This is a genomic window from Collimonas arenae, from assembly GCF_001584165.1.
GTDB lineage: Bacteria > Pseudomonadota > Gammaproteobacteria > Burkholderiales > Burkholderiaceae_D > Collimonas > Collimonas arenae.
The window spans coordinates 2,359,444-2,382,130 of the sequence record NZ_CP013233.1 but is presented as its reverse complement, the minus strand read 5'-3'; the positions used below and the strand labels follow the sequence as shown (position 1 = coordinate 2,382,130).

The window sequence follows — 22,687 nt, the reverse complement described above, 5'->3', positions numbered from 1 at the left end:
ATCTGTCGCAAATCGGATGAGAGCAGTTGCGAACGCGCTCAACGTGCCTCCTTCACGTCGATGCAGAATCCATGTCATTTAAATCGCAACGCTCCTGAGCCAGCATCAATATGGAGGAGATGAACGCGCTTTTGCGCTCCCCGCGATAAAGAGCAACGTAAAAAAATTCCGGTAGGCAGGGAGTGCTTTCCACAACCTCAAGAGCGCCGCGCTGAATCAACGTCATCAAGCAGTAATACGCAATAACAACCCAGTATTGCTGTATAGCGGGACCGCAGTGAAGCCGTCTACAGAAATCGTATCGAATTTCCCTTTAAAATTTGCGGCGGTGATGACGTGGATCGTTTCTCCAACGGCCGGTTTATACCCACCTTGGAATTTGATGTGAAGAGTGCCGCCGGCAATGGTTATATTCCCTACGACAGCAACTGTTCCTTGCTGACCGCTCCCTATATTCAGTTCCAATGTGCTGCTTGGCAGTTGCGTATATTTCCCGAGAATGCTCAGTGCACCAGATGCATTGCTTGCCAGCGTCCCGCCGGCAACGTACACATCGCCCGCGCCAAAGGCTGACACGGAATCTCCCTCCAATGTCCCTGCCTCCAGCTGCGTGCCACCGCTCCAGGTGTTATTCCCACTTAACTTGAGAAGCCCGCTTCCTTGCTTCGTTAACTTGCCTGCACCTGATATGTCGTTACGCCAATTATCAGCTGCGTAAAAGCCTCCCTTGCTTGCATCCATCGACACCACAACATTTCCATTGAAGGCGGCATATCCGTCAGCTGCGGCAAAAAGATTGAGGCGTCCCCAGCCTTCCGGGTCGTCCAACACCGGATATCCAGAGGCAATGGACGTCGTTTTCAGCACCACGCGACGCTGATCATCGCTGAGGTAAGGCAATCGCGTCTCTAATAACACTTCTGCACCTTTGGGTACGATCGCAGGCGTTGTAGTTGTGGCTATTTGCGTAAAGCCGTAGGTCAGGCGGCGCAAATAATTTGCCTTGTTGGTTGCATAGTCAGCAAACCGATCTGTGGTAGCGCTAACAGAGTGGGCAAAAGCATTAAAGGTATCGGGTGTTGTATTGGTTTGCGCCATAAGCGCCGTGTGAGCCTGCGTCACCGCGGTAGCTTTTGCTGTCGCGTTGGCTGGGTCGATCAGGTTGGCGGCAACCACGGCTTGACCAAGTACGCGTCCGCTCATCACGTCCAGCGGCGAGTGCATACCGGCCAAGATCCGGTTTTCTCCTAGCTCCAAGCCACGGCTGATAATCTCTTGAAATCGCTCGGGAACAGCATAGGCCATCGCCACTGCGTCGCGGGTAGCCTCCGCCGAATGACCGCTGGTAAAACCGCCATCGGTTGCAGGTGTAGAGCTCTCTGCTGGAACAAGAGCAGGTACGACGGCTACACTGCTACTCCAACGAAATGGCCGAGCATATTTATAGAAGCGTTTGGCGGGTTCTGTTGATCCATTGTTTCCCATGGTGTTGATAAAATCCACAACTCCACCAAATGCCGGATTGGCGTTGCCGCCGACACCGGTATTATTCCCGCTGTCATTGTACAAAACAGTAGTCGCGTCGGCAGGGACCGTCGTAATGCTTGTGGTCTGTTGCGCTACTTGGCGCCATGCCGTCGTCAGTGGTCCCATGCCATCGGTGACGCTATATCCCTTGCCACGTCGATCGTCCAAATAAGCGGCCGTTGCCTGAGCTGAAGTGCGATTAGACGTCGCTGTAACTACATACTGGATGTTCGCGCTGTGCACGGCTGCATTGAGTACCGTGCCGCCAGGGGTGCCATCGTTCGGAATGCCGGTCCAGGTTGACGGCACAATCGCAGGGAAATTGCCAACCGCGGGAGCAGTAACACCGGCGTCAACAATATCGGTGAGTGGCTGCCAGATTGCCTTGAAGCCTGCCAAAAGACGTACCCCGGCATTCGTTTCCAGGGTTGCATAACGCGCGTCTCCACGCTGGTTGCTCGCGACATTATCGACAAAAGCAGGTACTGATGCAGCAGCTGGCGCGGTATCGACAAAGCCAGGATCTGCCGGCGCTGGCGGAATGACTATCGCCGATGACGTAGATTGCGGAGTACTTAATTGATCTGATCCGCCACCGCAAGCTGCTAATGCTAACGTTGCGCCGATGGCGAGCACCAGCGGGCGGTGTAGAAAGGATTGTTGTAGTTGCATTTTCTATGCCTTCATTTATAAGGAAAAAAACGAAGGAATGATAGTGGTCAAATGCTACAACAGCGTGACGTTATTGCCTGCATCCGAACGGCAGCCGCACTCATTAGCGATGATGAAAAATGGCTTCCGAAAATTCACTTTAATTCAACACTGCCTATAGGCACATTGAATTAGGTCGCTGCCCTGAATGGCACAAGAAATAGAGAGCCGCTCTTTTGCACTTCGATGAGCTGTGAGCAGTTCTCGATTGATCGCTGCTTTGCGCAGGATTTCAGCTCTGGGCCCTTGTTGCTACTCCCGGTAAGGGTGACTTGCCATGGATAGAGTTTCTCGTTATCGTATCGATCTGTATTTTGCAAAATTTCTTGTGATTGATGCGTTATGAACATGAATTTTGATTTAGGCGATTTGCGCGCCTTTGTCGCTGTAGCCGAACTAGGCAGCTTTCGCGCGGCGGCAGATTCGATACACCTGTCGCAGCCGGCACTCAGTCGACGTGTGGAAAAACTTGAAATTGCCCTGGGGGTAAGGCTGTTTGAACGGACGACACGCAGTGTCAGCTTGACCGCAGTAGGTAAAGATTTTTCCCGCAAGGCACGCACATTGCTCGACGACCTTGAAAATTCTTTGCTTAGCATGCATGAAGTGGCCGCATCGCAAGTTGGTGAAGTCGTTATTGCCTGCGTTCCGTCGGCGGTCTATTATTTTTTGCCGAATGTGCTACGGGCTTACCGTGAGCAATACCCGAAAATTCGCGTGCGTATCATCGACGACAGTGCCAACGCGGTGTTGGAAAGCGTAGCGCGCGGCGAGGCGGATTTCGGCATAAATATTATCGGCACACAGGAGCCTGCGATCGATTTCCAGGTGATTTTGAAAGAGTCTTTCGTTGCGGCTTGCCGACGCGATCATCCGCTCGCAAAAAAACGTAAAGTGACTTGGGCGGAACTCGGACAACATGACTTTATGACAGTAGACAAGAGTAGTGGCAATCGATTGTTGATGGATCTGGCGCTGGCAAATACAGATGTAAGACTGAGTTGGTGCTATGAGGCCAGGCATGTATCGACCTTGTTGGGCATGGTGGAAACCGGACTTGGTGTTGCGGTCGTGCCTCGGCTATCCATGCCGCAAGGCGAGCATGCCACACTCACATCGGTGCAGTTAGTGGAGCCGAGCGTAGATCGGACAGTTGGGCTGATTCGCCGACGCGGGCATGAGCTACCGCCTTCGGCACGCCAGTTGTACCAGATGATCGAAAAAACCTCGCCGCGACGATCGCGACAATAGTGCACCAGTATGTCGTACCAAGTCTCTCCCTCCAACTAGACGCGCGGCGCGACAGCGTTAGTCGCGAACATTCAGCGTCGCGCCCAGCCACTACCTTGTTCTGCCACCATCTCCATGATCTGCAGGACGCTTCACTCAAAACGCAGTGGCCAAATTCCCGATTGATGCTTGTGGCGCATTAAAGGTAAAGAATTCTGCATTTTACTTTAGCAATTACGTTCCTGATAATAACTCGCCAAACTCGCTAGTTATTGAATTTAGAAAAGTAGGAGAAAAAATCGTGCATATCAAACAGATCCTGTCCCGGCTATTCGCTCTCAGCTTGCTCAGCCTTGCCTTGTGGTCCGGTGCGACGCAAGCGGATGAAATCAATGTGATGAATTCGGGCGGCTTTACCGCCGCCTATAAAGCATTACAGCCAAAATTTGAAGCGGCTACAGGTCACACGTTGGTAACCGCTTGGGGGCCGTCAATGGGCAAGGCGCCGGAAGCCATTCCCAACCGCCTGGAGCGGGGCGAGCCGGCCGACGTCGTCATCATGGTCGGCTATGCCTTGGGCGATCTGATCAAGCAGGGCAAGGTGATGGCCGACAGTCGCGTCGACCTGGCCGATTCCCGTATCGGCGTGGCGATCAAGGCTGGCAGCACAAAGCCGGACATTCGCACGGTGGAGGAGTTGAAGTCGGCCCTACTGCATGCGAAATCGATCGCCTACTCCGATAGTGCAAGCGGTGTCTACATTGAACGCGAGCTGTTCAAGAAACTGGGCATTGAAGAGCAGGTTAAGCCCAAAGCGCACATGATTCAGAAAATCCCGGTCGCAACGCTGGTGGCCAGCGGCGAATACGAACTGGGCTTTCAGCAGGTAAGCGAAATTCTGCCAGTGAAGGGCATTGAGTTTGTCGGCAAGATTCCAGAGCAGGTGCAAAGCATCACCACCTTCTCAGCCGGCATTCCCGTTGGCGCCAAGCATCCGGATGCCGCTCGTGCACTGATCCGCTACCTGGCGTCGCCCGAGGCGCGCGCAGATGTGAGCAATAGCGGACTGGATCCGAAGTAGTAACATTTCCTGCAAAAAGACGTGGCCTCGTGCGCCATTGACTTGCTTTGGATGATCATCCGAGCCGCCCAAGTATTTTCAGCCCAATGCATTCTGGAAAAAATGACTTCTCAGGTGATAAGTCGCCAGATATCTTTATCACAGCCAACGTTGCACCCTTAACTCCAAGCTAAGCATGCGATTTTTCCGTTTTCTGAGACAACGTCTTGATGATCGTGATGAGGTTGGCGTTCGCGACCGGCATTGCGAGGAAACCGGTCGCGAGCTCCCCGTTACTCGCATTCTCCTGGCGTCAATCGAGTATCGGGTTCACTACGGTTTGGAGGCGAACAGCCCAAATTCTGCGAGATCCGTAAATGTGCTGTCGCCATTATTGGCCGTGATGTTGAGCCGGTAGTAGCGATAGGAGGCCGGGCTTGCGACCGCGTAGTTTTTCAGCTGGAAGCGTTCGGCGAACGCCTGGTTGCTTTGCGTGTCGAGCGTCGTCCAGTTAATGCCGTCGTTGGAGCCCTGGAACTGCCAGTTCTTTGGATCGCGCGCGACCTTGTCGTTGGAGCTGATGACTGTATAGCGTTGGACGATCTCCGCGCGGCCGAGGTCATACTGCAGCCAGCCGCTGACGCCCGAGTAGAACCATTGCGTCGCCGAGTTTTGGTCGAAGGCGCTTCTGGCGTTGGTCGGGTTGTTCGCACTGTCGTTGGCGGTGCCGCCCGTGGCGACGTACACCATCGGACGAACCGGTGTGGCGCTGTCCGCGGGAGAATTACCGCTCGTGCCTGCGGAGTTAGTTGCCGTGACGGTGTAGTAGTAGGTCGTGCCGTTGATCACCGACTTGTCCGTGTAACTGCTGCCGCTGACACCCGACGCGATGGTTGAGGATGGTCCACCGCTGAAGGTGGAGCGTTTGACCGTGTAGCTGGTGGCGCCAAAGGAAGGCTGCCAGTGCAGCGGGACGGCGCCATCGCCAGGCGAGGCGAGCAGCATGGCGGGCGCCGCGGGGGTGGCGATCGGTGCACCGCCGTCGCCGCCGGTGATCTGGACGTTGCTGAAGGTGGAGCTGTTCAGGGTGCCATTGGCGGCTGAGGAGACCACAAGACCGACATAGATCGTGTCGGGAACGGGGGCGTCGATGCGGCCGACATCGGTGGCGGCCCAGTTGGTGCCATCGGGAGAAACGTAGCCGGTGATGATGTTCCCGATGCGCTCGAGCTTCACCCAGTACGAGGGCGTGGAACTGGCGATATCGAAGGCTTTGTTCCCGTAGTTTGTCCCACCATACACCGCGAGCTTCGGCATATTCTGTTCGGCCTGGTTTTTGTTGGTGATGGCCATCCAGGCGCGGGGAGCCCCTTGCTCAAGGCTGGTGCGCATCATCACGCCAGCCTTTGCGGACAGGCTGGTGTTCTGGATTGACTCGACTTTCGCAATGATGGCGCCGTTGCCGGTGATGGCCTTGTAGGTGAAGTGGCAACTGTCGTTTGCGGCCCAGATATCGGCGCCACCTCCCTCCACGGTCCACTTGCCGCCGGAGTAAGTGGCCGTGCCGGCCGGGGTGGCACCTCCGATATCAGCACTACTGAATCCAGAGGTGATCGAGGTGGTCGAGGGGAGGGGAAGCTTCGACCCGGGCGTCGCCTTCGAGGTGTCGGAGTCCTTGAGGAACATGAAGCTGTCGCCGTCCACCGGCATCCAGAGGCGTCTCTGCGCGATGAAGGGTGCCTGGAGGCCCTTGCGGAGGACGTAGGCGCCATAAATCTGATTGAGCGCTATGTTCCCGCCATTGGCACCGTTCCAGCCGTGCCCGGTGATGTCGGTGAGGTAGTAGCGATCGGTGGTGCCGAAAGGTAAGGCTGTCGTTGGGACGAGCTCGTTCACCCTCGCGAAATATTCGCCTGCCACCAGCAGGCGGTCGTCAAGATCAGAATAGATGTCGATACCTTGTTTCCAGAGCGCCTCGGCGAGCATGGTCAGCGACTTGAGCTGCCCATAGGCGTGCCCTTGGTCGCGGAGGTAGTCGCCTAGCATGCCGATGTCGTTGGAATTGCGCAGTCCAATATGGGCGAGCGTGCGGGTCTGATAAACGACCTTGTCCAGCGCCTCGGCGTCGTCGTTGTAGATCGCCATCAGTCCAAGAGCGGCGAGGGCCAGTGCGCCTTTGTTGGCAGCGCCGAACTGGCTTTCTCCGTAGGGGTTCGATGCTGGTATCAGGACATTTTTGAAGTACTTCTTAACGGTCGCCGTGTCGGCCTCCGTCCAGCCCGACCATGTGCCGCGCAGGATGTCCGCGCCGCCCACGAACAGATAAGCATAGTCGCCCAGATCGAGCATCGACTCGCGACCCGAGAACTCAGTCTGGGTGGTGGCCCACGCCATCAGGATCTCGCGCGCCTTCTTCGCGTATCGATCGTCCTGGGTGAAATACCACATCCGCGAGAGATTCCAGATCGCGACCATGTCGTTGCGCCAAGGCCAGAGATTCTCGTTGGGGGCGCGACTCACTTTCGCGAACGGACCAGCCATGCCGTAGGTGAGCTGGGCCTTGCCATCCTTCGCCAACAGGTCGTAGGCAGACTTCCACGGCTGCCTGCCTTGGTCGACGTACGCCTTGAGAGCCTTGAGATCCGATAGGGTAAGTGGAGCGCCTGGATGCGAGAAAACGCGGACCGTTGGGGAATCTCCCACTGGGGCGCCTCCTGTTGGGACACTTCCTACTGGGGTGCTTTCCGTTGCGGTGTTTCCAACTGAGGTGCTTCCTACTGGGGTGCTTCCTACTGGGGTGCTTACGCCTAAAGTAGTTCCAACAGAGCTGCCTCCCATCTGGGCACTCCCCATCGGTTCGCCGCCGCAAGCGCTGAGTATCGCGCAGGCAGAAATCGTTATAAAAAGATGTTTTCTTAAAGCAGATGTCATATTTGTCGCATGCGATAGTTGGTTTGCGGCAACGTCGATAGCACTATCCGTGCCACATCGAATGGCCCGCACGCAGCGGAATGCTCTCTCCCAAAAAAAATGATCCGCAGTTGTGCAGCTCGGCTATGAATCAAATTTCGCCGATGGACGAAAAATTTGACAAATTTTCTCTTGGCGAAATCCATGGTCATAACTTTGAACAGCCGCGCTACCGCGCCATCGCTCTTAACTTTGAGCCGGAGGCCATCGCGCTGCGGAAGATAGCGGGTGCGTGAAACAGAGCAGGTCAATTCAACAGACAATCGACAAATTGGATTTTCGTTGTTTCGAATGTTGAGTGCGGTTATTCGAGTCTCTCCAAGTTAAACCCAGCTATGTGGTCTGGTGTTAGCGCTAACAAAATTTGTCAGTTTTTATTTTTTCGGTCAAATTTTGTCCATGTCCAAATGGCACGACTGCGGATCATTTCCCGCGGGTTCGCCTGGATTCATTAGATTGCGTGTCAGCCATTTGATGTGGCATGGATAGTGCTACAAACGTTGCCACGTGACAACTATGGCATGCGACAAATATGACATCTACTTTAAGAAAACATCTTTTTATAACGATTTCTGCCTGCGCGATACTCAGCGCGTGCGGCGGCGGCTCAAGTGATGCTGGCACAGGCTCCTCATCAACCGGCGTCAACTCGACCTCAAATGGCACCGGCTCATCTTCAACTGGTACAGTATCCATCCCAACTGCCACCGGCTCTACTCCGACCAATGGGTCGGGTAACACCTCACCAGGCGGTGCTGGCGGATCTCCCGGTTCTCCCGGTTCGCCTAGTACCCCGGGATCTGTGGCTCCCCCCACAGGTTGGGCAAATGTAAAGATGGGCGGAGGAGGATATGTCCCTGGCGTCATCTACCATCCAACTGTGGCCAATCTGCGCTACGCGCGAACGGATGTCGCCGGCGTATACCGGTGGGACAATGGTATTTCTGCGTGGACTGCGCTCACCGATGGTTTTGGTCGACTGGATGGAAGCAATGAAGGCGCCGAGAGCATGGCCCTCGACCCGACGAATGCAAATAAGGTGTACATGACGACGAGCATGTCTGTCACGAATGGAAACGGACGATTCTATTATTCGTCCAATCAAGGCAATACCTGGAATTACGTGGGTCTGCCGTTCCCGGTCGGTTCGAATAACCAGGGGCGGGCGATCGGTGAACGCTTGATGGTCGACCCCAATCTCCCTTCGACGCTGTTTTATGCATCGCGGACGGCAGGGCTTTGGAAGAGCACGAATTACGGGATAAATTGGAGCCAGGTCACGTCGCTGTCTCCATATGTGATGACGGCTAACGACATCACTAGTTCCAACGGCGGAAGCCCCGTTGGCGTGGAGTTCGTTGTCTTTGACACGACTGTCCCAACGACGGGTTTCACGCCTACGGGAAACCCTACCCAAACCATCTACGTCGGCATCGCCCCTGACTACAAAGGCCTTTCGGGACTGTCTTCCTACCTCTACAAGTCGACCGATGGCGGAGCCACTTGGGCGGCAGTCGCAACTCCCAGCGCTGTTACGAGCGCCATAGGAAGCAACCAGGTTCATATTCCGCACCTGGCACGCGCCGCTGATGGAATGCTCTATGTACCTTTCACCACAGGCTCGGGTCCCGGTAGCGCTGCGCCTTCGTTTCTTTATAAGTTCGATGGCAAGAATTGGACGCAACTGATCTCCTCCGGCTCTGGATACTATGGCGGCATCGGAGGTCTTTCGGTTTATGGTACCGGTTCGGCGACAAAAATTGCTTTTGGCGTATCTGGTACATGGGGGGACGCTGGCTGGGTACAGATTGTGATGCGTTCCGCCGACGGTGGCCAGACTTGGGCCGAAATTGGCAGGTCGGGTGACTCCAATGGCTCCCACAATTATCACGATGCAAGCGGGACCTACGGCGCGGCCAGCCCGAGTTACTGGGGTTGGATCGACGACCTGAAGATCGATCCGTTCAATCCCAATCATGTGTCCTATGTGACCGGCGGCGGAGTCTGGTCGACAAGCGAAGCCTTCTCGACACTGACTCCGCATTGGACCGTTGACGTCAACGGGATTGAGGAAATGGTCAACCTCGACATGATGGCGCCGCCACCGGGAGCTTCGTACATTCTGGCCAGCGGTCACGGTGATACCGGCATTTTCGTCCACACATTCTTGACTGCCGCGCCGACCCGGTCACCCAACGTGGGTGCATCCCCCTTTGGAGCGGCGGGAATGGGACGGGAATCGACATGGCCTGGAATAATCCGGCCTACATTGCGGCCGTAGGTACTTTTGCTACGTCCAAAGGAGCATATTCAACCGACTCCGGCATCACCTGGAGGAACTTCCCGACCTTGCCTCCGTCCGCATCGGCTTCTGGAGATGAATCCAAAGTGGTGGTAACGGCTGATGGTTCCAATGTGATCTGGGCGATCACGGGTCAGGTTCCTTACTACACCACCAATAATGGGAACAGCTGGACGGCAACTAATCTTCCGCCTCCGGCAGTGGCTTATCACATTGCCGCCGACCGAAAAAATCCGCTCAAGGTCTATGCCTACGAACACGGCGGAAACTGGTGGTATCCCGCAAATTCTGGGAAGTTCTACTACTCAAAGGATGGAGGGCACACCTTCACCGCCAGTTCGCAAACCTGGAACCCTAACGGCAACGGCATGACCGATCTGGCCGTAAATCCTTTCACCGAGGGCGATGTCTGGCTGGCGGATGCGAACAATCTGTGGCATTCCGTTGACTCCGGGGTCACATGGAAGAAGCTGACGGCAATGGCAACCGTGGGAGCGGAATTCACGAATGTGCATGGTGCCATCAAGGTCGCTCTGGGGGTGCCTGCCGCGGGTTCCAGCTACTCGTCGACTGTCTATCTCGTTGGCACGATCAATGGGAAGGATGCGGTTTATCGGTCCGACGATCAGGGTATCACCTGGATCCGTATCGACGACGATAATCACCGGTATGGCGGTGTTGCGCGGATCGTGGCTGATACCAGCGTCTATGGCCGGGTGTTCCTGGCTGGTCGGGGAATTGACTACAACTACTGAGTTGGTTTCGTTAATCTGGAGTGTCGCTGAACTGAATTGCGGGCACTCCAGCGTGTTCTATTGAACCTGACATGGATGTCGTGGCCATATGGCCGTCTGAATATAACCGCAAACAAATTGCGAAACCTCGGCATGTCGCTTATCGCGACCAAATAGACATTCAATTAGATGAAAAGGCTTGAGCATGAATAATCAAAGGATCGATGACGACGAAAAACTTTCACTGGCACGTCCTGACACAAACGACATCACTTTCGACTCACCGGATACCAACGGCATGACGCGTCGTAATTTCATGTCCAGTATCGGCATCCTGTTGCTGGCTGGTTGCGGTAGTGGCGGCAGCGATACAGCGGCCGCAGCCGGTAGCAGTTCGCCTGCCGCGACCGCGGGGCCGACGACCAATTCGGCAACGGCCCCAGCCACTCCTGCAAGCTCGGGGCAGGCACCTGCCACGACGACAACGGAAACCGCATCGACTTCCGTTAGCGATACGTTTGTTCATCCGGGCCTGCTGCACACGCAAGCTGATTTTGACCGCATGAGCCAGAAAGTGAAAGCGAAGGCATCGCCATGGATCGATGGCTGGAATGTCTTGATCGCGAACAGCCATGCCAGCCTGGGCTATACGCCTCGCCCTCAGGCAGCGATTTATCGTGGTAGCGACGGCGTGCATGCGGAGAATTACTCGCTTCTCTATAACGACATTGCCGCTGCCTATGCTTGTGCACTGCGCTGGAAAATTTTGGGCGATACTGCCTATGCCGACAAAGCTGTTGCAATCCTGAATGCCTGGTCGTCGACGCTCACGCTATTAGGGGGTAATTCGAATGTCGACCTGGCCGCCGGTCTCTACGGCTACGAATTCGCCAATGCGGCCGAAATCATGCGCTCTTACAGCGGCTGGGCGACCGCCGATCTTGCCCGATTCCAGAACATGATGCGGACCGTCTTTTACCCCATCAACCATGATTTTCTTACCCGCCACAACGGCACCGAAGTGACTCACTATTGGGCCAACTGGGATTTGTGCAATATGGCCTCGATCATGGCTATCGGGGTGCTATGCGACGACCATGCCATGTTCAATGAGGCGGTTGATTATTTCAAGAACGGTGCAGGCAACGGTGCCGCTTCACAAGCCATCTATTACATGCATCCAGGTTACCTGGGACAGTGGCAGGAAACCGGCCGGGACCAAGGCCACAACACGTTGGGCATCGCGTTGATGGGGCCGATTTGCGAGATGGCCTGGAACCAGGGAGTTGACTTGTACGGTTACGATAACAACCGCTTTCTTGCTGGCGCCGAATACGTCGCCAAGGCTAACTTGATCGAATCGGGCAATACGTTTTATACGGTGCCCTATGTCACTTACAATAATATCGATCATGTCAACCAGACCGCTTTTGCGACCGGCAGCCAAGGCCTCGCGCGGCCTGGATGGGCGCTGGTCTATAACCATTACGTCAATCGCAAGGGATTGGCTGCGCCTTATTGCCAGAAATTTACAGGCCGGAGCGAGCTTAACCCGGAAGGCGGCGGCGGTAATTACGGCCCTAATAGCGGCGGCTACGATCAACTGGGTTATGGCACGCTGACCTGCACTCGCGATCCAATTGCAAGTGGCGTGGCACCGAGCGGCCTGACGGCGAATGTGAGCCAGGGACAGGTGCGGCTGTCGTGGTGGGGGAGCGCCTATGCCCGCAGTTACAATGTCATGCGAGGCACGGTTGCTGGCGGCCCATATAAAACCGTGGCGACCGGTATCAGCGATTTGCTCACTTATACCGACAGCGGACTTGCCGCAGGCACCTATTATTACGTAATCACCGCGCTGACGCCATCCGGCGTCAGCGCCGCATCGAACGAGGCGACAGCGGTCACGGCAGTGCAAATGCTGGCCTACCTGGCGTTCGACGACGGTAGTGGCATTACAGCCGCTGATTCTAGCGGTAAGGGGCATCCCGGGGCGCTGGTCAACGGTGCTAGCTGGACCAGTGGCAAAAAGGGGGGAGCCGTGTCGCTGAACGGCAGTAACGGCTATGTCAGCCTGCCTGCCGATATTGTGAGCGACGTGGCGGATATCACCGTCGCGGCATGGGTGTTCTGGAGTTCATCCGAAAAATGGGCGCGTATCTTCGATTTCGGTTCTGGTACCGGCCGGTACATGATGCTGACGGCACGCAGCAACAGTGGACTCCCACGCTTTGCAATCACGGTCAATGGACCCAGCGGTGAGCTAGGGATCGACAGCAATACGCCATTGGCGCTCGGGCAATGGGTGCATGTCGCCGTTACTCTGTCGGGTAACGGCGGGACCTTGTACCTAGACGGCAGCCCAGTAGGCAGTAATCCCTCAATGTTCCTGGCGCCGTTCCATCTGGGCGGCACTGGTCAGAACTGGATCGGGCGGTCGCAGTTCGCCGCCGATCCGTACTTCAACGGCTTGATAGATGATTTCCGCATTTATCGGGCGCCTTGAGTGCGGCGCAGATCGCTGCGTTGATGTGATGTTTCGACTGCTGGCATGTGCCTCGCAAACACATGCCGGCAGTTAAACTTTCGCCGGAAATTTACCCGCAGATTGCCACTGCGATAACGCCAAAAAAATTGTTTGGAGTGATGTTTCAGTTTTCAATATTTAAAAAGAGCACCATATATCTAGTTGCGCTTTTATCGTTTTCACATGCGACAGCGGTCTTTTGCGGTGACCGGTTTTATGTCATTTGGCGAGACATCGGATTGCCGGATGCAACACGTCTGGTCAGTCAGTATTCCGGTCGTTCGATTCATTTATCCCCAGGAGTAGGAGGCACAATTAACCTTGGCTCAAGCGAGCCACTTTCACCCGACGAGATTTTTGCCCAGTTCCAAAAATCACTTCAGGAACGAGGGCTGACATTGGTGCTTGTTGATGGCAATGAGTATCGGATAGAGACGGTACATTCAAATGCCGTAAACGATCAAGCTGCTGCTTCACGTACTCAAGAGCTTGTCACATCAGAACTGGCGAAGGCACTACCCACATCTGAAAAATTCACTTACAGCCAACAAGAACCCAACGCCAAGCGTCGACATGTAGGCGCTATATTCGCGTTCGAACAACGCGCACAGACAATTGCTTCGCAACTCCGTGCAGCCGGAGCGGAAGCTATCGTCGTTGGGCCGAACGATCCGGTGGATAAGGATTTTTCTGTTGTATTGCTGTACCCGGACAATAAAGAAGGCTATCAAGCAATGATTTCTGCGATAGAACGGGCGGGATTAGACAATTTGATTTCCACGCCGACGTTACCTATTGAGTTTTCTATGCAGGGAGCCTCGGGTCGCCTCAGTCAGTGAATTCGGATACCTGCCAGGGAGCACGTACCCGATCTGTAACTGTCCAGAAGAAGGGCACTTTACGTCAATTTCTGGACAAAACAGGGCAACTGACTTTTTTACTGTGAAGCTGGATTAACGCTGTGTGTTATTTTTTTACGAGGCGAGATATCTGGCTATGTTTCAAAGGCAGGTATGGTTTGTGCGTATTCGTGGAGGGCAATGAGGATCATGCCGGGCCATACAACGTAGCGTCTTCAGACGCAAGCGAACCGCCTGGCAAAACGTTTACCTCGGCTGCTGTTCGGGATGCGCTTCAAGTTGAAGCTTGATGCGGATCGCCGACAGATATTCGGAACCAGCGGCGCGTGCGCCGACTGGCATTCCTTCAATTTTACGGAGTTTTAGATGGCTATATTTACCCTTCGACACGCTGCTGCACTACTGCTTGCATTCCTCCTTTTCGGTTGCGGTGGCGGAAGCGATGGTACTTCAGGCAGCGGTACTTCAGGCAGTGGTACTTCAGGCAGCGGTACTTCAGGCAGTGGTACTTCAGGCAGTGGCACCTCAGGCAGTGGCACCTCAGGCAGTGGCACCTCAGGCAGTGGCACTTCAAGTACCGCAGCTTCCGTCGCTTTGGTGGCCAAGCTCGGTAAGCCTTCTCGGGTGCTGGTCGGACTTGGTGCGGGCAATTCGCTGACACAAATGCAAAGCCAGAGTATTCATCCGGATATCGTCGATACTTATCTGGTGGGTGTCGGCGCGGGCGCGTGGCCTACTTGGAACAGCCCTGACGGCGCGTATATCACATACACCGCGCAGGCTGTCCAGGCCTACGGCGCGACCCCGATGTTCACGTTTTATCAGATGGCGCAGAACGGCGGCGGCAATTTGAGCGGAATCAACGATGCGACGTTCATGAACAACTACTGGGGGCAGGCTCGGCTGATGTACCAACGCATTGCCGCACTCAATGCACCCGTTCTGATCAATCTGGAGCCGGATTTCTGGGGTTTTGTATGGGCGCAGGCGCCCGGGCATGATCCAGCGCAAATGCCAGCCGTCGTCAGCAGCCAGGCCGAATGCAGCGGGCTGCCGAATACCGCCGCCGGCGTCGGTCAATGCCTGGTACAGATGGGCAGAAAGATCGCGCCCAATGCGTTGCTCGGATTCCCGCCTTCGTTCTGGGGCACCTCCCCGACGGCGATCGCCACCGAAATGCAGGCAGCCGGAGCAAATCTGGCGGATTTTATCGTCGCACAGACAAGTGACCGAGACGCCGGCTGCATGGAAGTTGCGTCACCGCCATCGGAATGTGCAGGACGAACTGGTTCGTTCTATTGGGACGAAGCCAATATCGCTACGCCAAATTTCCATCAATCGCAGAGCGCGATCTCGGACTATCGCGCCGCTCTCGGCAATGGACTCCCGATCCTGTGGTGGCAGACGCCGATGGGGGTTCCGTCCGCCACGCCTGGCGGCACCAACCAGCACTATCGCGACAACCATGTCGACTACATGCTGCGCAACACGCAGGAATACGGAGACAGCCATACCTTCGCCATTGTCTTCAGCTCCGGAGGCACCTTCCAGACCTCGATCAGCTCTGACGGCGGACAATTTGCCCGCCTCTTGAGTCAGTATCTTACGCAAGGCGGCGCCACTCTACGCTAGCGATGGCAGTGCACCATGGGCGACAACCTGGTTGCCCAAGCGTTACAGCTTGGGTCACCGGGTTGAACTATGGATGAGACGTTCCCGAGGGTTGGTTTTCGTGCAGCGTCGGTCTGATGAACAAGTTACGACAAAAAGATTGACGATGCCGGATGGTACGCCGTTCGATTGTCGGCTAATTGACACGGCGTAAGGAATTCCCGACGGCGGTTTCTCGCATGCCCACCTAAAAATCATGATTTCCTGATGCCTTCTGTCCTTTGGATTGATTAACATTTCAATCGAGGGAATATAAAAGGATTGCATTTTTGGAAATGCATCTGATTTCATGTTAACAACCGAAGGCACGCAATGAAGAATGCAGACGACGCGGATGAGTACATCATAAATGCCAACAAGATGCTGGACGCCGTCATCGCCAAGCTGGAACTCAAAAATGACGCGGCGCTGTCGCGCCGCCTCAAAGTGAGCCCGCCTGTCATCAGCAAAATTCGTCATGGCCGGTTGCGGGTCGGCGCATCCATCCTGATCAGCCTCCATGAAACCAGCGAACTTTCTATTGCAGAACTGAAGAGTTTTTTTTGAGGCGCAATGGCATGTTCCCGGGCGATACTGGATTTTGGTCCCGATCGCCATGGGGGATCGGGGCAGCCGCAAGCATCAATTGGATGCCTATATATGGATTTTTACCATATCATGTCGCACAGGGTATCCTCAGTACAGCCTCGTTTATGTCCTTAAATGACAATAGGAAACTGTATGATGAGTTTGCGCTGGCGTCGTCGACTGATCGTAATGCTGTGGTTGATTTTCCTGCCGCCGGCCGCGATTTGCCAGCAGCTGCCATTGCGTTATTACAGCCAGTCGGATGGTTTGACAAACATGGCCGTCAATGCCCTGGCGCAGGAGCCTGGCGGCTATTTGTGGATTGGCACCCAGAACGGTTTGTTCCGCTACGATGGCGCGCGGTTCCAGCGTTTTGAACTGCGCCAAGGCTTGCCCACTCCTTTTGTCAGTACATTGCATGTGGATGGCAGCGGCCGGCTATGGGTCGGCACCAGCGAAGGTTTGTACTTATGGCAGGGACAGCGTTTCGTGTCCATGCAATTTCAAAATGTCCAGTTCAAGTTCTACCAAGGACAGACCTTCGCCACCCTAGGGCCGCACCGCCTGCTGGTAATCAGCGGGGATCGCTTGTGGCTGGTGCAATCCAGGGATCAAGGGCATTCCTGGCAGGCGCATGAATTTTCGAGGCGGGACAACTATCGCTTCATCCCGAGATGCAAACACTTTTCAGTATCCATGTCGGCCCGCACGGAGATTTGTGGATGGGATGCGAGCGCACGCTGTGCCATTACGAACAAGGGAAGCTGTCGATACTGGGGAAGGAAAGCGGTTTGCCCGCAGGCGAAAATTGGCGCTCCATTCTTCATGATCGGCAAGACATGCTCTGGGTGCGTAGCGATCACAAGGTGTTTGTATTGCCGGCTGGCGGCCATGTCTTCCAGGACCGTTCGCCAGACCAGAACCGGCAGCAGAAGGCGAATGGAATTCCATTTCTGGCCGCAGACGCCGCCGGCAGGATTTTTAGCCGGCACGACGAAGGCATCCTCCGCTGGAACGGCAAGCGCTGGGAATCCTTCGGCGAGTCCAGCGGACTGATAGTTGGTGGCGGGATCAATGCCATCCTGTTTGATCGCGATGGCGGCGTCTGGCTCGGATCACTGGGACATGGGCTGGTGCATTGGATAGGTTATCCGAATTGGGAGAACTGGACTACCAGGCAAGGCCTGCCCAACAATGTCGTGCTGTCGTTCTTGCGCGACCGGCAAAATTTGCTGCATGTAGGTACCCGGTCCGGTTCAGCCATCTTGCAGAAGAATGGATATTTTGCCGTCGCTCCAGAAACCTATGGCGGCACCTCCCACCAGTGGAGAAATATGGTTGAAGACGCGCAAGGCAATATCTGGGCCGGTTCGCTCTCGGGACTCCTGGTACGCCGTGAGCGCGGCGCCAAAGCGTATGTCAAGATCGCAGGGCTGTCGTCGATCAATAATTTGTTTTTCGATCAGTCCGGACAACTCTGGATTGCTACCAACGTCGGCATTTACATTGTCAGGCAACCTGAATCGAATCCGGCTCCGATAAAAGTAGCCGGTATGGAATTTTCTTTGGAGAATATCAATGCGTACCAGGGGTGTCAGGATCAGGCCGGAGTTCTGTGGTTTGTCACCGATAAGGGATTGCTGCGTTTTGACGGCACACATTGGCGCAAATCGAAGCCCAAGCCGGCCACGCAAATCTTTCAGCACAGCGCTATTGCCTGTGCCCATAATGGAACATTGTGGTTAGGTGATGAAACGGGGACTGTCTGGAGTGCAAACGAACAGGATGGGGCGCTGAAAATAAACGATGTTACGCCTTCGTTGCTACTGGATCAGTCGGTGACGGCGTTGTTTGAAGACAGCCGTGGCTGGTTGTGGGTATCTACGGACGCCGGAATCGGTGTATGGAATCACAAGCAATGGCGTTTTTTCAACCAGGAAAGTGGGCTGGTGTGGAACGACACCGACCTGAACTCCTTTTATGAAGATAGCGACGGCTCGATGTGGGTAGCAACCAGCGGCGGCGCGTCTCATATTCTGCGGCCGGAATCGCTGTTCGCGCCATTGCAGCTGGATGTGCTGGTGGAAAGCATCGCACGCGATGGTGAAACCGTTGCTCACGGCCAGCCTGTTCGCCTGCCTTGGAGCTCCAGTCCGCTCAATTTCAAACTGGCCGCATTGTCTTACCAGAACCGTGAGACCCTGAATTTTCGTTACCGGATGCAAGGCCTGGAAGCTGACTGGTCGAAGACAAGCGTCCCGGAGGTGCGATATGCAGCTTTGCCTCCAGGCCGTTATCGTTTCCAAGTGGCAGCTGATAATCCTGCCATGCAGGCTTATTCGCCGACGGCGGAAGTCGAGGTTGTGATTCTGTCGCCATGGTGGTCAACCAGGACTTTCTACGTCGTTTGTGGCTTGTTATCACTGATGCTGCTGTACTTGATGCATCGATACCGGGTCCGCAGGCTGGTCGCCCGCCAGCGGCTCAAGGAACTGCAGGCGCGAGAACGCGCTTATGAGCTGGAAGCGTCGCGGGAAGAAGAGCGCAAGCGCCTGACGCGTGAAATACACGATGAACTGGGACAACACCTGTCGGCGCTGCGCATGGGGGTGTCGGTGGTGGGACTGGAGTTCGGCGCGAAGAATCCCTCGTTACAAGGAAAAATAGAACGCATGGTGACGTTGGTGGATGGCACCATCAAGGTGGTGCGCAATGTCGTCGCATCGCTGCGTCCGTCAGCGCTGGACATGGGGATCGTGTCAGCGCTGGAGTGGCTGGCTCAGGAGTTCAGAGACAATACCGGCATTCCGTGCAGCCTGGATGTGCGTGAAGAAAACATCGTCCTGGATGACACGCGGGCGACTACCATTTTCCGCATCGCGCAGGAATCGTTGACCAATATCAGCCGACATGCGCAAGCGAGCCAGGTAGAAATCAGTCTGAATAGAAAGGAACAGTATTACCTGTTGGAGGTGCGCGACAACGGCAGGGGATTTGATACCAGCGTGCAAAAAAGAAATCGTTCGGCCTGATCAGCATCCGGGAGCGGGCGCTCATGCTCGGCGGCGAGGCTGCCATTTTCAGCGTGCCTGGTGTCGGCACCACGATCAGGGTATCGATCCCGATCGCAGATGCAATGTTGGATAGATAAAGGCATGAGCGAAAATTACTCGATCAGATTGTAGGCAAGTGCGTAGCGTACTAGATCAGCATTGTTCTGGAATTTCATTTTTTGCATCAATCGCGCCTTGTGGGTGCTGACAGTCTTGTTGCTGATCGATAATTCTTCGGCAACCTGATTGACGCTTTTCCCGCGCACCAGCAAGAGCAGGATATGGAACTCCCGATCGGAAAGAAGTTCATGCTGCGGGCGCTGATCCGGGCTGCTTGATTCAAAAACCATTTGTTCGGCCAATTCAGGATCGATGAAACGTCCTCCCGCAACCACTTTGCGGATGGCTTGCATCAATGTTTCCGGTTTGTTGTCCTTGGTAAGGTAGCCGGATGCGCCGGCTGCCAACGCTCGGCGTGCAATCGGCAATTCATTGTGCATACTGAGAACCAGGATCGGCGGATAGGATTCATGTGCGCGGATGCGCTGAATAAGATCGACGCCACTGACGCCGGGCATGGTCATGTCGAGCAGCACCAGGTCGATACCGCCGGCATACAATGCATCGAGCACCTGCCCGCCGTTGACAGCTTCTCCCACCACCATCACCTCCGTGCCAAGCGCAAATAATTGTTTCAATCCCTCACGCATGATTGCGTGATCGTCCGCGATCAGTATTCGTATCATGAATCCCCCCAATTCATTTTGGATAGAAATACCGGTCTGGATCTTTGCGTCCGGATCCGGCATTGGCGGAATAGCCGTTTTCTTTGGTCATTATCACGCATCTTAGGTTTGTATCGGCCGCTTTTTTTAGACCAATTCCTGGGCGGCGAGACCGGACGGTGCTGCGGCTTCGCATAGGGAGATGGCTGAAGCCTTGCTTCAAATGCCATACCTGGACAGAGGTTTTCTATCCTTACGTCAAGATCAGGATATCCCGATATCTGCTAATCCAGAATCCCATTATCCTGGGTCTGGCGCGATGGTCGCCAAAGCGTTCTTTTGAATATTCCGCATCATATTCTTTATATGACAAGGTGGTTCTATGTACATGGATGTTTTCCTTTGGCCTAGGTATTCAATTCTTGGGACGCTGCTGTTGAGTTCATGGTTATGCTCGACGCCAGCAATTGCCGGCCCGACCCTAACGAAAATCAAGGACACCCAGGCCATTACGATTGCTTATCGGGAAACGACGGCGCCGTTCTCGTATCTTGACGCGGATAAGAAGCCGGTCGGCTTCACTGTCGATCTTTGTTTGAAAATCGTCGAAGGAATACGGCAGGAACTAAAGCTGCAGCAATTGAAAGTTAACTATCTGGCCGTGACGCCTTCCAGCCGCATAGCAGCGATTACAGGCGGACAGGCCGATCTTGAGTGCGGCACCACTACCAACAACGCCGAACGCCGTAAGCAGGTGGCATTTACCGTGCCGCATTTTTTTGCTGGGGTACGAATGGTGGTTCGCTCGGATTCAGGCATCAAAAACTGGATTGATTTGCGTGGAAAAGAAGTCGTGACGACCAAAGGAACGACGACCATCAAGTTACTGAACGACAGGAACAAGGTCAGGGCGCTGGCCTTGAAATTGGTGGAAGGAGGCGATCATGCCGAGTCGTTCAGCATGCTTGAAAAGCGGCAGGCCTCGGCATTCGTGATGGATGACGTTATCTTGTACGGTTTTCGTGCGAGCACGAAACGTCCAGAAGAATTCGCGATAGTTGGCGATGCGCTCTCGGTGGAACCCTACGCGATCATGCTGACTAAAGACGACGCCGAATTCAAAGCATTGGTCGACCGGGAAATGGCGAATTTGCAGAATGACGGCGATTTTCGAAAGATCTACGATAAATGGTTCATGCATTCCATTCCAGCACCAGGCAAAAGTGTGAATATGCCGATGGGATATTTGCTACGGGATTCCATCCTTTTTCCTACCGACAAAATAGAAGATTGAGCGGTCTATGCGGCCGGTAGCCGCCGACACGGTTTCACATAATTTCGACGCCGTAGCATACTGTGCTTATCGGGATTTCGGCGGCAGGCATCCCTGCCGCGCAAGATCGCTTATATTACCAATGCGTGTTCCGCATCCTGTACTTTGCGCCGGGCCAACGCCAGATTGGATTTCCCTTTGTCCAGCACCACGTAGATAAACAGGCCTTCGTGCTTCTCTATAGGCCGCAGTATGTGGTACTGCTTACCTAGAGTAATCAAGACATCTTCGATGTTGTCATTCAGGCCAAGGCTCTTCATGGTCTTCAATTTGGCACGCATTACTTCGGTGTTACCAGCGGCTGCCAAGTCCAGATCAACGCCGCTGCCGCCGGAACCCAGAATCATTCCACTGTTGCTATCGACAATTGCTGCCGCTAGCATGCCATCGACAATCAGTAGTGAATCAATAATAATTTTCATGTTACTCATATTTTTCCCTGACTTTTATAGGTAGTGGCGTTGAACGGAGTAGATACATCACCGCCGGCCGACCAACGCCGGTGATGCATTAAATTGCATCAATGGCTGAGAATTAGCTGCTGGATAAAATTGCTGACGATTTTATCGACCGTCCATATGGTGTGTCCTAGAATGGCGTCCTGGTTGACTACAACGCAGAGCAAAAAAGGGTACTTATGGCCGATCGGGCGAAAAATGATTTTTCCTTTCGGGGTTTCAAGCACCAAACGATCACAGCCATCGAAGTCAACCTCTTTGCCCAGCGAGCGTGCGATGGCGACCAGGGAGCTGGTCATTGCAGAAAGACGGGCGGCACTGTATTTGTGTCCTGGGTCATGGATAGCGATTTCTTGCCCGTCCAAAGTGGTCATGACCATTGTTGAAATGCTGTTTTGAGGCAAGTCAATTTGGCTGAATACATGACGAGCAGCGAAGGCTGCGGAAGCGAGATCGGCTTTCATTTTTTGTGTGTGAATTTATATTGCTGCCAGCAGAGATGAAAAAATATCCAGTGCATCAAGCATTTGTGATCGTTCGCGCACATCTGCTGTAATCATTGGGACGGCGATACCCAGTGCGGTCGTCAGTTGCGACGCAAACCGGTTGCTCACATCGGCGCTGACAGGGCGAGCCAACAGCAGCATGCACGGCATGTCTTCGGAAACGGAATAAACAGTTTGAAGGTATTGCTCCGCCGTGCGGACCGCGTTCGCTTCATTGGCGTCGACCATGACAATCACGCCAATCGCCATGGAGAGCAGCCAACCACGCACGAAATCGAAACGATCCTGTCCCGGGCTGCCGTAGATATGAAGTTGCTCACCGTCGTCTAAATCCACTATCCCAAAATCGGCGCCAACCGTTGTATTCTCCTTGGCAGCAGAGCTGGGATCCATATTGGGAACGTCGCAATCGACCATCAGATCTCCGCACAGAGAACGAATCGCTGTCGTTTT

At 54.6% G+C, this 22,687-nt stretch carries 17 protein-coding genes and 2 pseudogenes; 12 read left to right on the top strand and 7 right to left on the bottom strand.

Annotated elements, in window-relative coordinates:
• Positions 1 to 225: 225 nt before the first annotated feature.
• Positions 226 to 2,199: an acid phosphatase gene (locus tag CAter10_RS11085; protein WP_061533457.1), complete on the bottom strand. Its 1,974-nt coding sequence runs from the start codon at positions 2,197 to 2,199 to the stop codon at positions 226 to 228.
• 381 nt (positions 2,200 to 2,580) lie between these two features.
• Here CAter10_RS11085 and CAter10_RS11080 point away from each other — a divergent pair, with 381 nt between their 5' ends.
• Positions 2,581 to 3,489 carry a LysR family transcriptional regulator gene (locus tag CAter10_RS11080; protein WP_061533456.1) on the top strand — a complete coding sequence of 303 codons (909 nt, stop codon included), beginning with the start codon at positions 2,581 to 2,583 and terminating at the stop codon, positions 3,487 to 3,489.
• 286 nt (positions 3,490 to 3,775) lie between these two features.
• Positions 3,776 to 4,549, top strand: coding sequence for a substrate-binding domain-containing protein (locus CAter10_RS11075; RefSeq protein WP_061535294.1), 774 nt, complete (start codon positions 3,776 to 3,778; stop codon positions 4,547 to 4,549).
• 312 nt (positions 4,550 to 4,861) lie between these two features.
• Here the strand turns inward: CAter10_RS11075 and CAter10_RS11070 are convergent, their stop codons facing one another.
• The gene (locus CAter10_RS11070) at positions 4,862 to 7,231 is read right to left on the bottom strand and encodes a discoidin domain-containing protein (protein WP_231878936.1); all 2,370 of its coding nucleotides are present in this window, start codon (positions 7,229 to 7,231) and stop codon (positions 4,862 to 4,864) included.
• Positions 7,232 to 7,584: 353 nt separating this feature from the next.
• Here CAter10_RS11070 and CAter10_RS22820 point away from each other — a divergent pair, with 353 nt between their 5' ends.
• Positions 7,585 to 7,734, top strand: a complete 150-nt coding sequence (locus CAter10_RS22820; protein ID WP_156477097.1) for a hypothetical protein — start codon at positions 7,585 to 7,587, stop codon at positions 7,732 to 7,734.
• Positions 7,735 to 7,921: 187 nt separating this feature from the next.
• Here CAter10_RS22820 and CAter10_RS22425 read toward each other — a convergent pair whose 3' ends face one another.
• Positions 7,922 to 8,194 carry a hypothetical protein gene (locus CAter10_RS22425; RefSeq protein WP_128083042.1) on the bottom strand — a complete coding sequence of 91 codons (273 nt, stop codon included), beginning with the start codon at positions 8,192 to 8,194 and terminating at the stop codon, positions 7,922 to 7,924.
• A gap of 184 nt (positions 8,195 to 8,378) precedes the next feature.
• Here CAter10_RS22425 and CAter10_RS11065 point away from each other — a divergent pair, with 184 nt between their 5' ends.
• The 8 genes and pseudogenes from CAter10_RS11065 (at position 8,379) to CAter10_RS23565 (ending at position 19,191) form a co-directional block, all read left to right on the top strand.
• Positions 8,379 to 9,779 (top strand): beta propeller repeat protein, encoded by a 1,401-nt coding sequence (locus CAter10_RS11065; protein WP_061533455.1) that lies wholly within the window; start codon positions 8,379 to 8,381, stop codon positions 9,777 to 9,779.
• Positions 9,743 to 10,555: a WD40/YVTN/BNR-like repeat-containing protein gene (locus tag CAter10_RS11060; protein WP_061533454.1), complete on the top strand. Its 813-nt coding sequence runs from the start codon at positions 9,743 to 9,745 to the stop codon at positions 10,553 to 10,555. The genes CAter10_RS11065 and CAter10_RS11060 overlap by 37 nt, the downstream gene beginning before the upstream one ends.
• Before the next feature lie 277 nt (positions 10,556 to 10,832).
• Positions 10,833 to 13,069 (top strand): annotated as a pseudogene (locus CAter10_RS11055) (LamG-like jellyroll fold domain-containing protein).
• A gap of 33 nt (positions 13,070 to 13,102) precedes the next feature.
• A complete protein-coding gene (locus tag CAter10_RS11050) occupies positions 13,103 to 13,900 on the top strand; it encodes a hypothetical protein (protein ID WP_061533453.1) in 798 nt (265 codons plus the stop codon).
• A 387-nt stretch (positions 13,901 to 14,287) separates the two neighbouring features.
• Positions 14,288 to 15,553 (top strand): hypothetical protein, encoded by a 1,266-nt coding sequence (locus CAter10_RS11045; protein ID WP_236905304.1) that lies wholly within the window; start codon positions 14,288 to 14,290, stop codon positions 15,551 to 15,553.
• 351 nt (positions 15,554 to 15,904) lie between these two features.
• Positions 15,905 to 16,126, top strand: a pseudogene (locus CAter10_RS11040) (hypothetical protein); the annotation flags it as partial.
• A gap of 186 nt (positions 16,127 to 16,312) precedes the next feature.
• Positions 16,313 to 17,215, top strand: coding sequence for a ligand-binding sensor domain-containing protein (locus tag CAter10_RS23570; protein WP_236905302.1), 903 nt, complete (start codon positions 16,313 to 16,315; stop codon positions 17,213 to 17,215).
• 278 nt (positions 17,216 to 17,493) lie between these two features.
• Complete coding sequence (locus CAter10_RS23565) at positions 17,494 to 19,191, top strand: sensor histidine kinase (protein ID WP_335340217.1); 1,698 nt, start codon at positions 17,494 to 17,496, stop codon at positions 19,189 to 19,191.
• A 134-nt stretch (positions 19,192 to 19,325) separates the two neighbouring features.
• Here CAter10_RS23565 and CAter10_RS11025 read toward each other — a convergent pair whose 3' ends face one another.
• A complete protein-coding gene (locus CAter10_RS11025) occupies positions 19,326 to 19,958 on the bottom strand; it encodes a response regulator (protein WP_061535292.1) in 633 nt (210 codons plus the stop codon).
• A gap of 361 nt (positions 19,959 to 20,319) precedes the next feature.
• Here CAter10_RS11025 and CAter10_RS11020 point away from each other — a divergent pair, with 361 nt between their 5' ends.
• Positions 20,320 to 21,231 (top strand): amino acid ABC transporter substrate-binding protein, encoded by a 912-nt coding sequence (locus tag CAter10_RS11020; protein WP_061533449.1) that lies wholly within the window; start codon positions 20,320 to 20,322, stop codon positions 21,229 to 21,231.
• Positions 21,232 to 21,341: 110 nt separating this feature from the next.
• On the opposite strand, the gene CAter10_RS11015 is transcribed toward CAter10_RS11020, so the two are convergent.
• From CAter10_RS11015 to CAter10_RS11005, 3 genes are all read right to left on the bottom strand, one after another.
• Positions 21,342 to 21,701 (bottom strand): hypothetical protein, encoded by a 360-nt coding sequence (locus tag CAter10_RS11015; protein WP_061533448.1) that lies wholly within the window; start codon positions 21,699 to 21,701, stop codon positions 21,342 to 21,344.
• A gap of 89 nt (positions 21,702 to 21,790) precedes the next feature.
• Positions 21,791 to 22,192 carry a roadblock/LC7 domain-containing protein gene (locus tag CAter10_RS11010; protein ID WP_061533447.1) on the bottom strand — a complete coding sequence of 134 codons (402 nt, stop codon included), beginning with the start codon at positions 22,190 to 22,192 and terminating at the stop codon, positions 21,791 to 21,793.
• A gap of 15 nt (positions 22,193 to 22,207) precedes the next feature.
• On the bottom strand, positions 22,208 to 22,651 hold the full coding sequence (locus CAter10_RS11005; RefSeq protein ID WP_236905532.1) for a GTPase: 444 nt from the start codon (positions 22,649 to 22,651) through the stop codon (positions 22,208 to 22,210).
• Positions 22,652 to 22,687 lie beyond the last annotated feature (36 nt).

What these genes read in the sequence shown, in the direction of transcription:
- CAter10_RS11050 (WP_061533453.1), top strand. Translation starts at nt 13,103, where the DNA reads ATGCCGGCAGTTAAACTTTCGCCGGAAATTTACCCGCAGATTGCCACT.
- CAter10_RS11025 (WP_061535292.1), bottom strand. Translation starts at nt 19,958, where the DNA reads ATGATACGAATACTGATCGCGGACGATCACGCAATCATGCGTGAGGGA.
- CAter10_RS11080 (WP_061533456.1), top strand. Translation starts at nt 2,581, where the DNA reads ATGAACATGAATTTTGATTTAGGCGATTTGCGCGCCTTTGTCGCTGTA.
- CAter10_RS22425 (WP_128083042.1), bottom strand. Translation starts at nt 8,194, where the DNA reads ATGGATACTGTACCAGTTGAAGATGAGCCGGTGCCATTTGAGGTCGAG.
- CAter10_RS11015 (WP_061533448.1), bottom strand. Translation starts at nt 21,701, where the DNA reads ATGAGTAACATGAAAATTATTATTGATTCACTACTGATTGTCGATGGC.
- CAter10_RS23570 (WP_236905302.1), top strand. Translation starts at nt 16,313, where the DNA reads ATGATGAGTTTGCGCTGGCGTCGTCGACTGATCGTAATGCTGTGGTTG.
- CAter10_RS11085 (WP_061533457.1), bottom strand. Translation starts at nt 2,199, where the DNA reads ATGCAACTACAACAATCCTTTCTACACCGCCCGCTGGTGCTCGCCATC.
- CAter10_RS11005 (WP_236905532.1), bottom strand. Translation starts at nt 22,651, where the DNA reads ATGGTCGATTGCGACGTTCCCAATATGGATCCCAGCTCTGCTGCCAAG.
- CAter10_RS11060 (WP_061533454.1), top strand. Translation starts at nt 9,743, where the DNA reads ATGGCCTGGAATAATCCGGCCTACATTGCGGCCGTAGGTACTTTTGCT.
- CAter10_RS22820 (WP_156477097.1), top strand. Translation starts at nt 7,585, where the DNA reads ATGAATCAAATTTCGCCGATGGACGAAAAATTTGACAAATTTTCTCTT.
- CAter10_RS23565 (WP_335340217.1), top strand. Translation starts at nt 17,494, where the DNA reads ATGGTTGAAGACGCGCAAGGCAATATCTGGGCCGGTTCGCTCTCGGGA.
- CAter10_RS11045 (WP_236905304.1), top strand. Translation starts at nt 14,288, where the DNA reads ATGGCTATATTTACCCTTCGACACGCTGCTGCACTACTGCTTGCATTC.
- CAter10_RS11020 (WP_061533449.1), top strand. Translation starts at nt 20,320, where the DNA reads ATGTACATGGATGTTTTCCTTTGGCCTAGGTATTCAATTCTTGGGACG.
- CAter10_RS11010 (WP_061533447.1), bottom strand. Translation starts at nt 22,192, where the DNA reads ATGAAAGCCGATCTCGCTTCCGCAGCCTTCGCTGCTCGTCATGTATTC.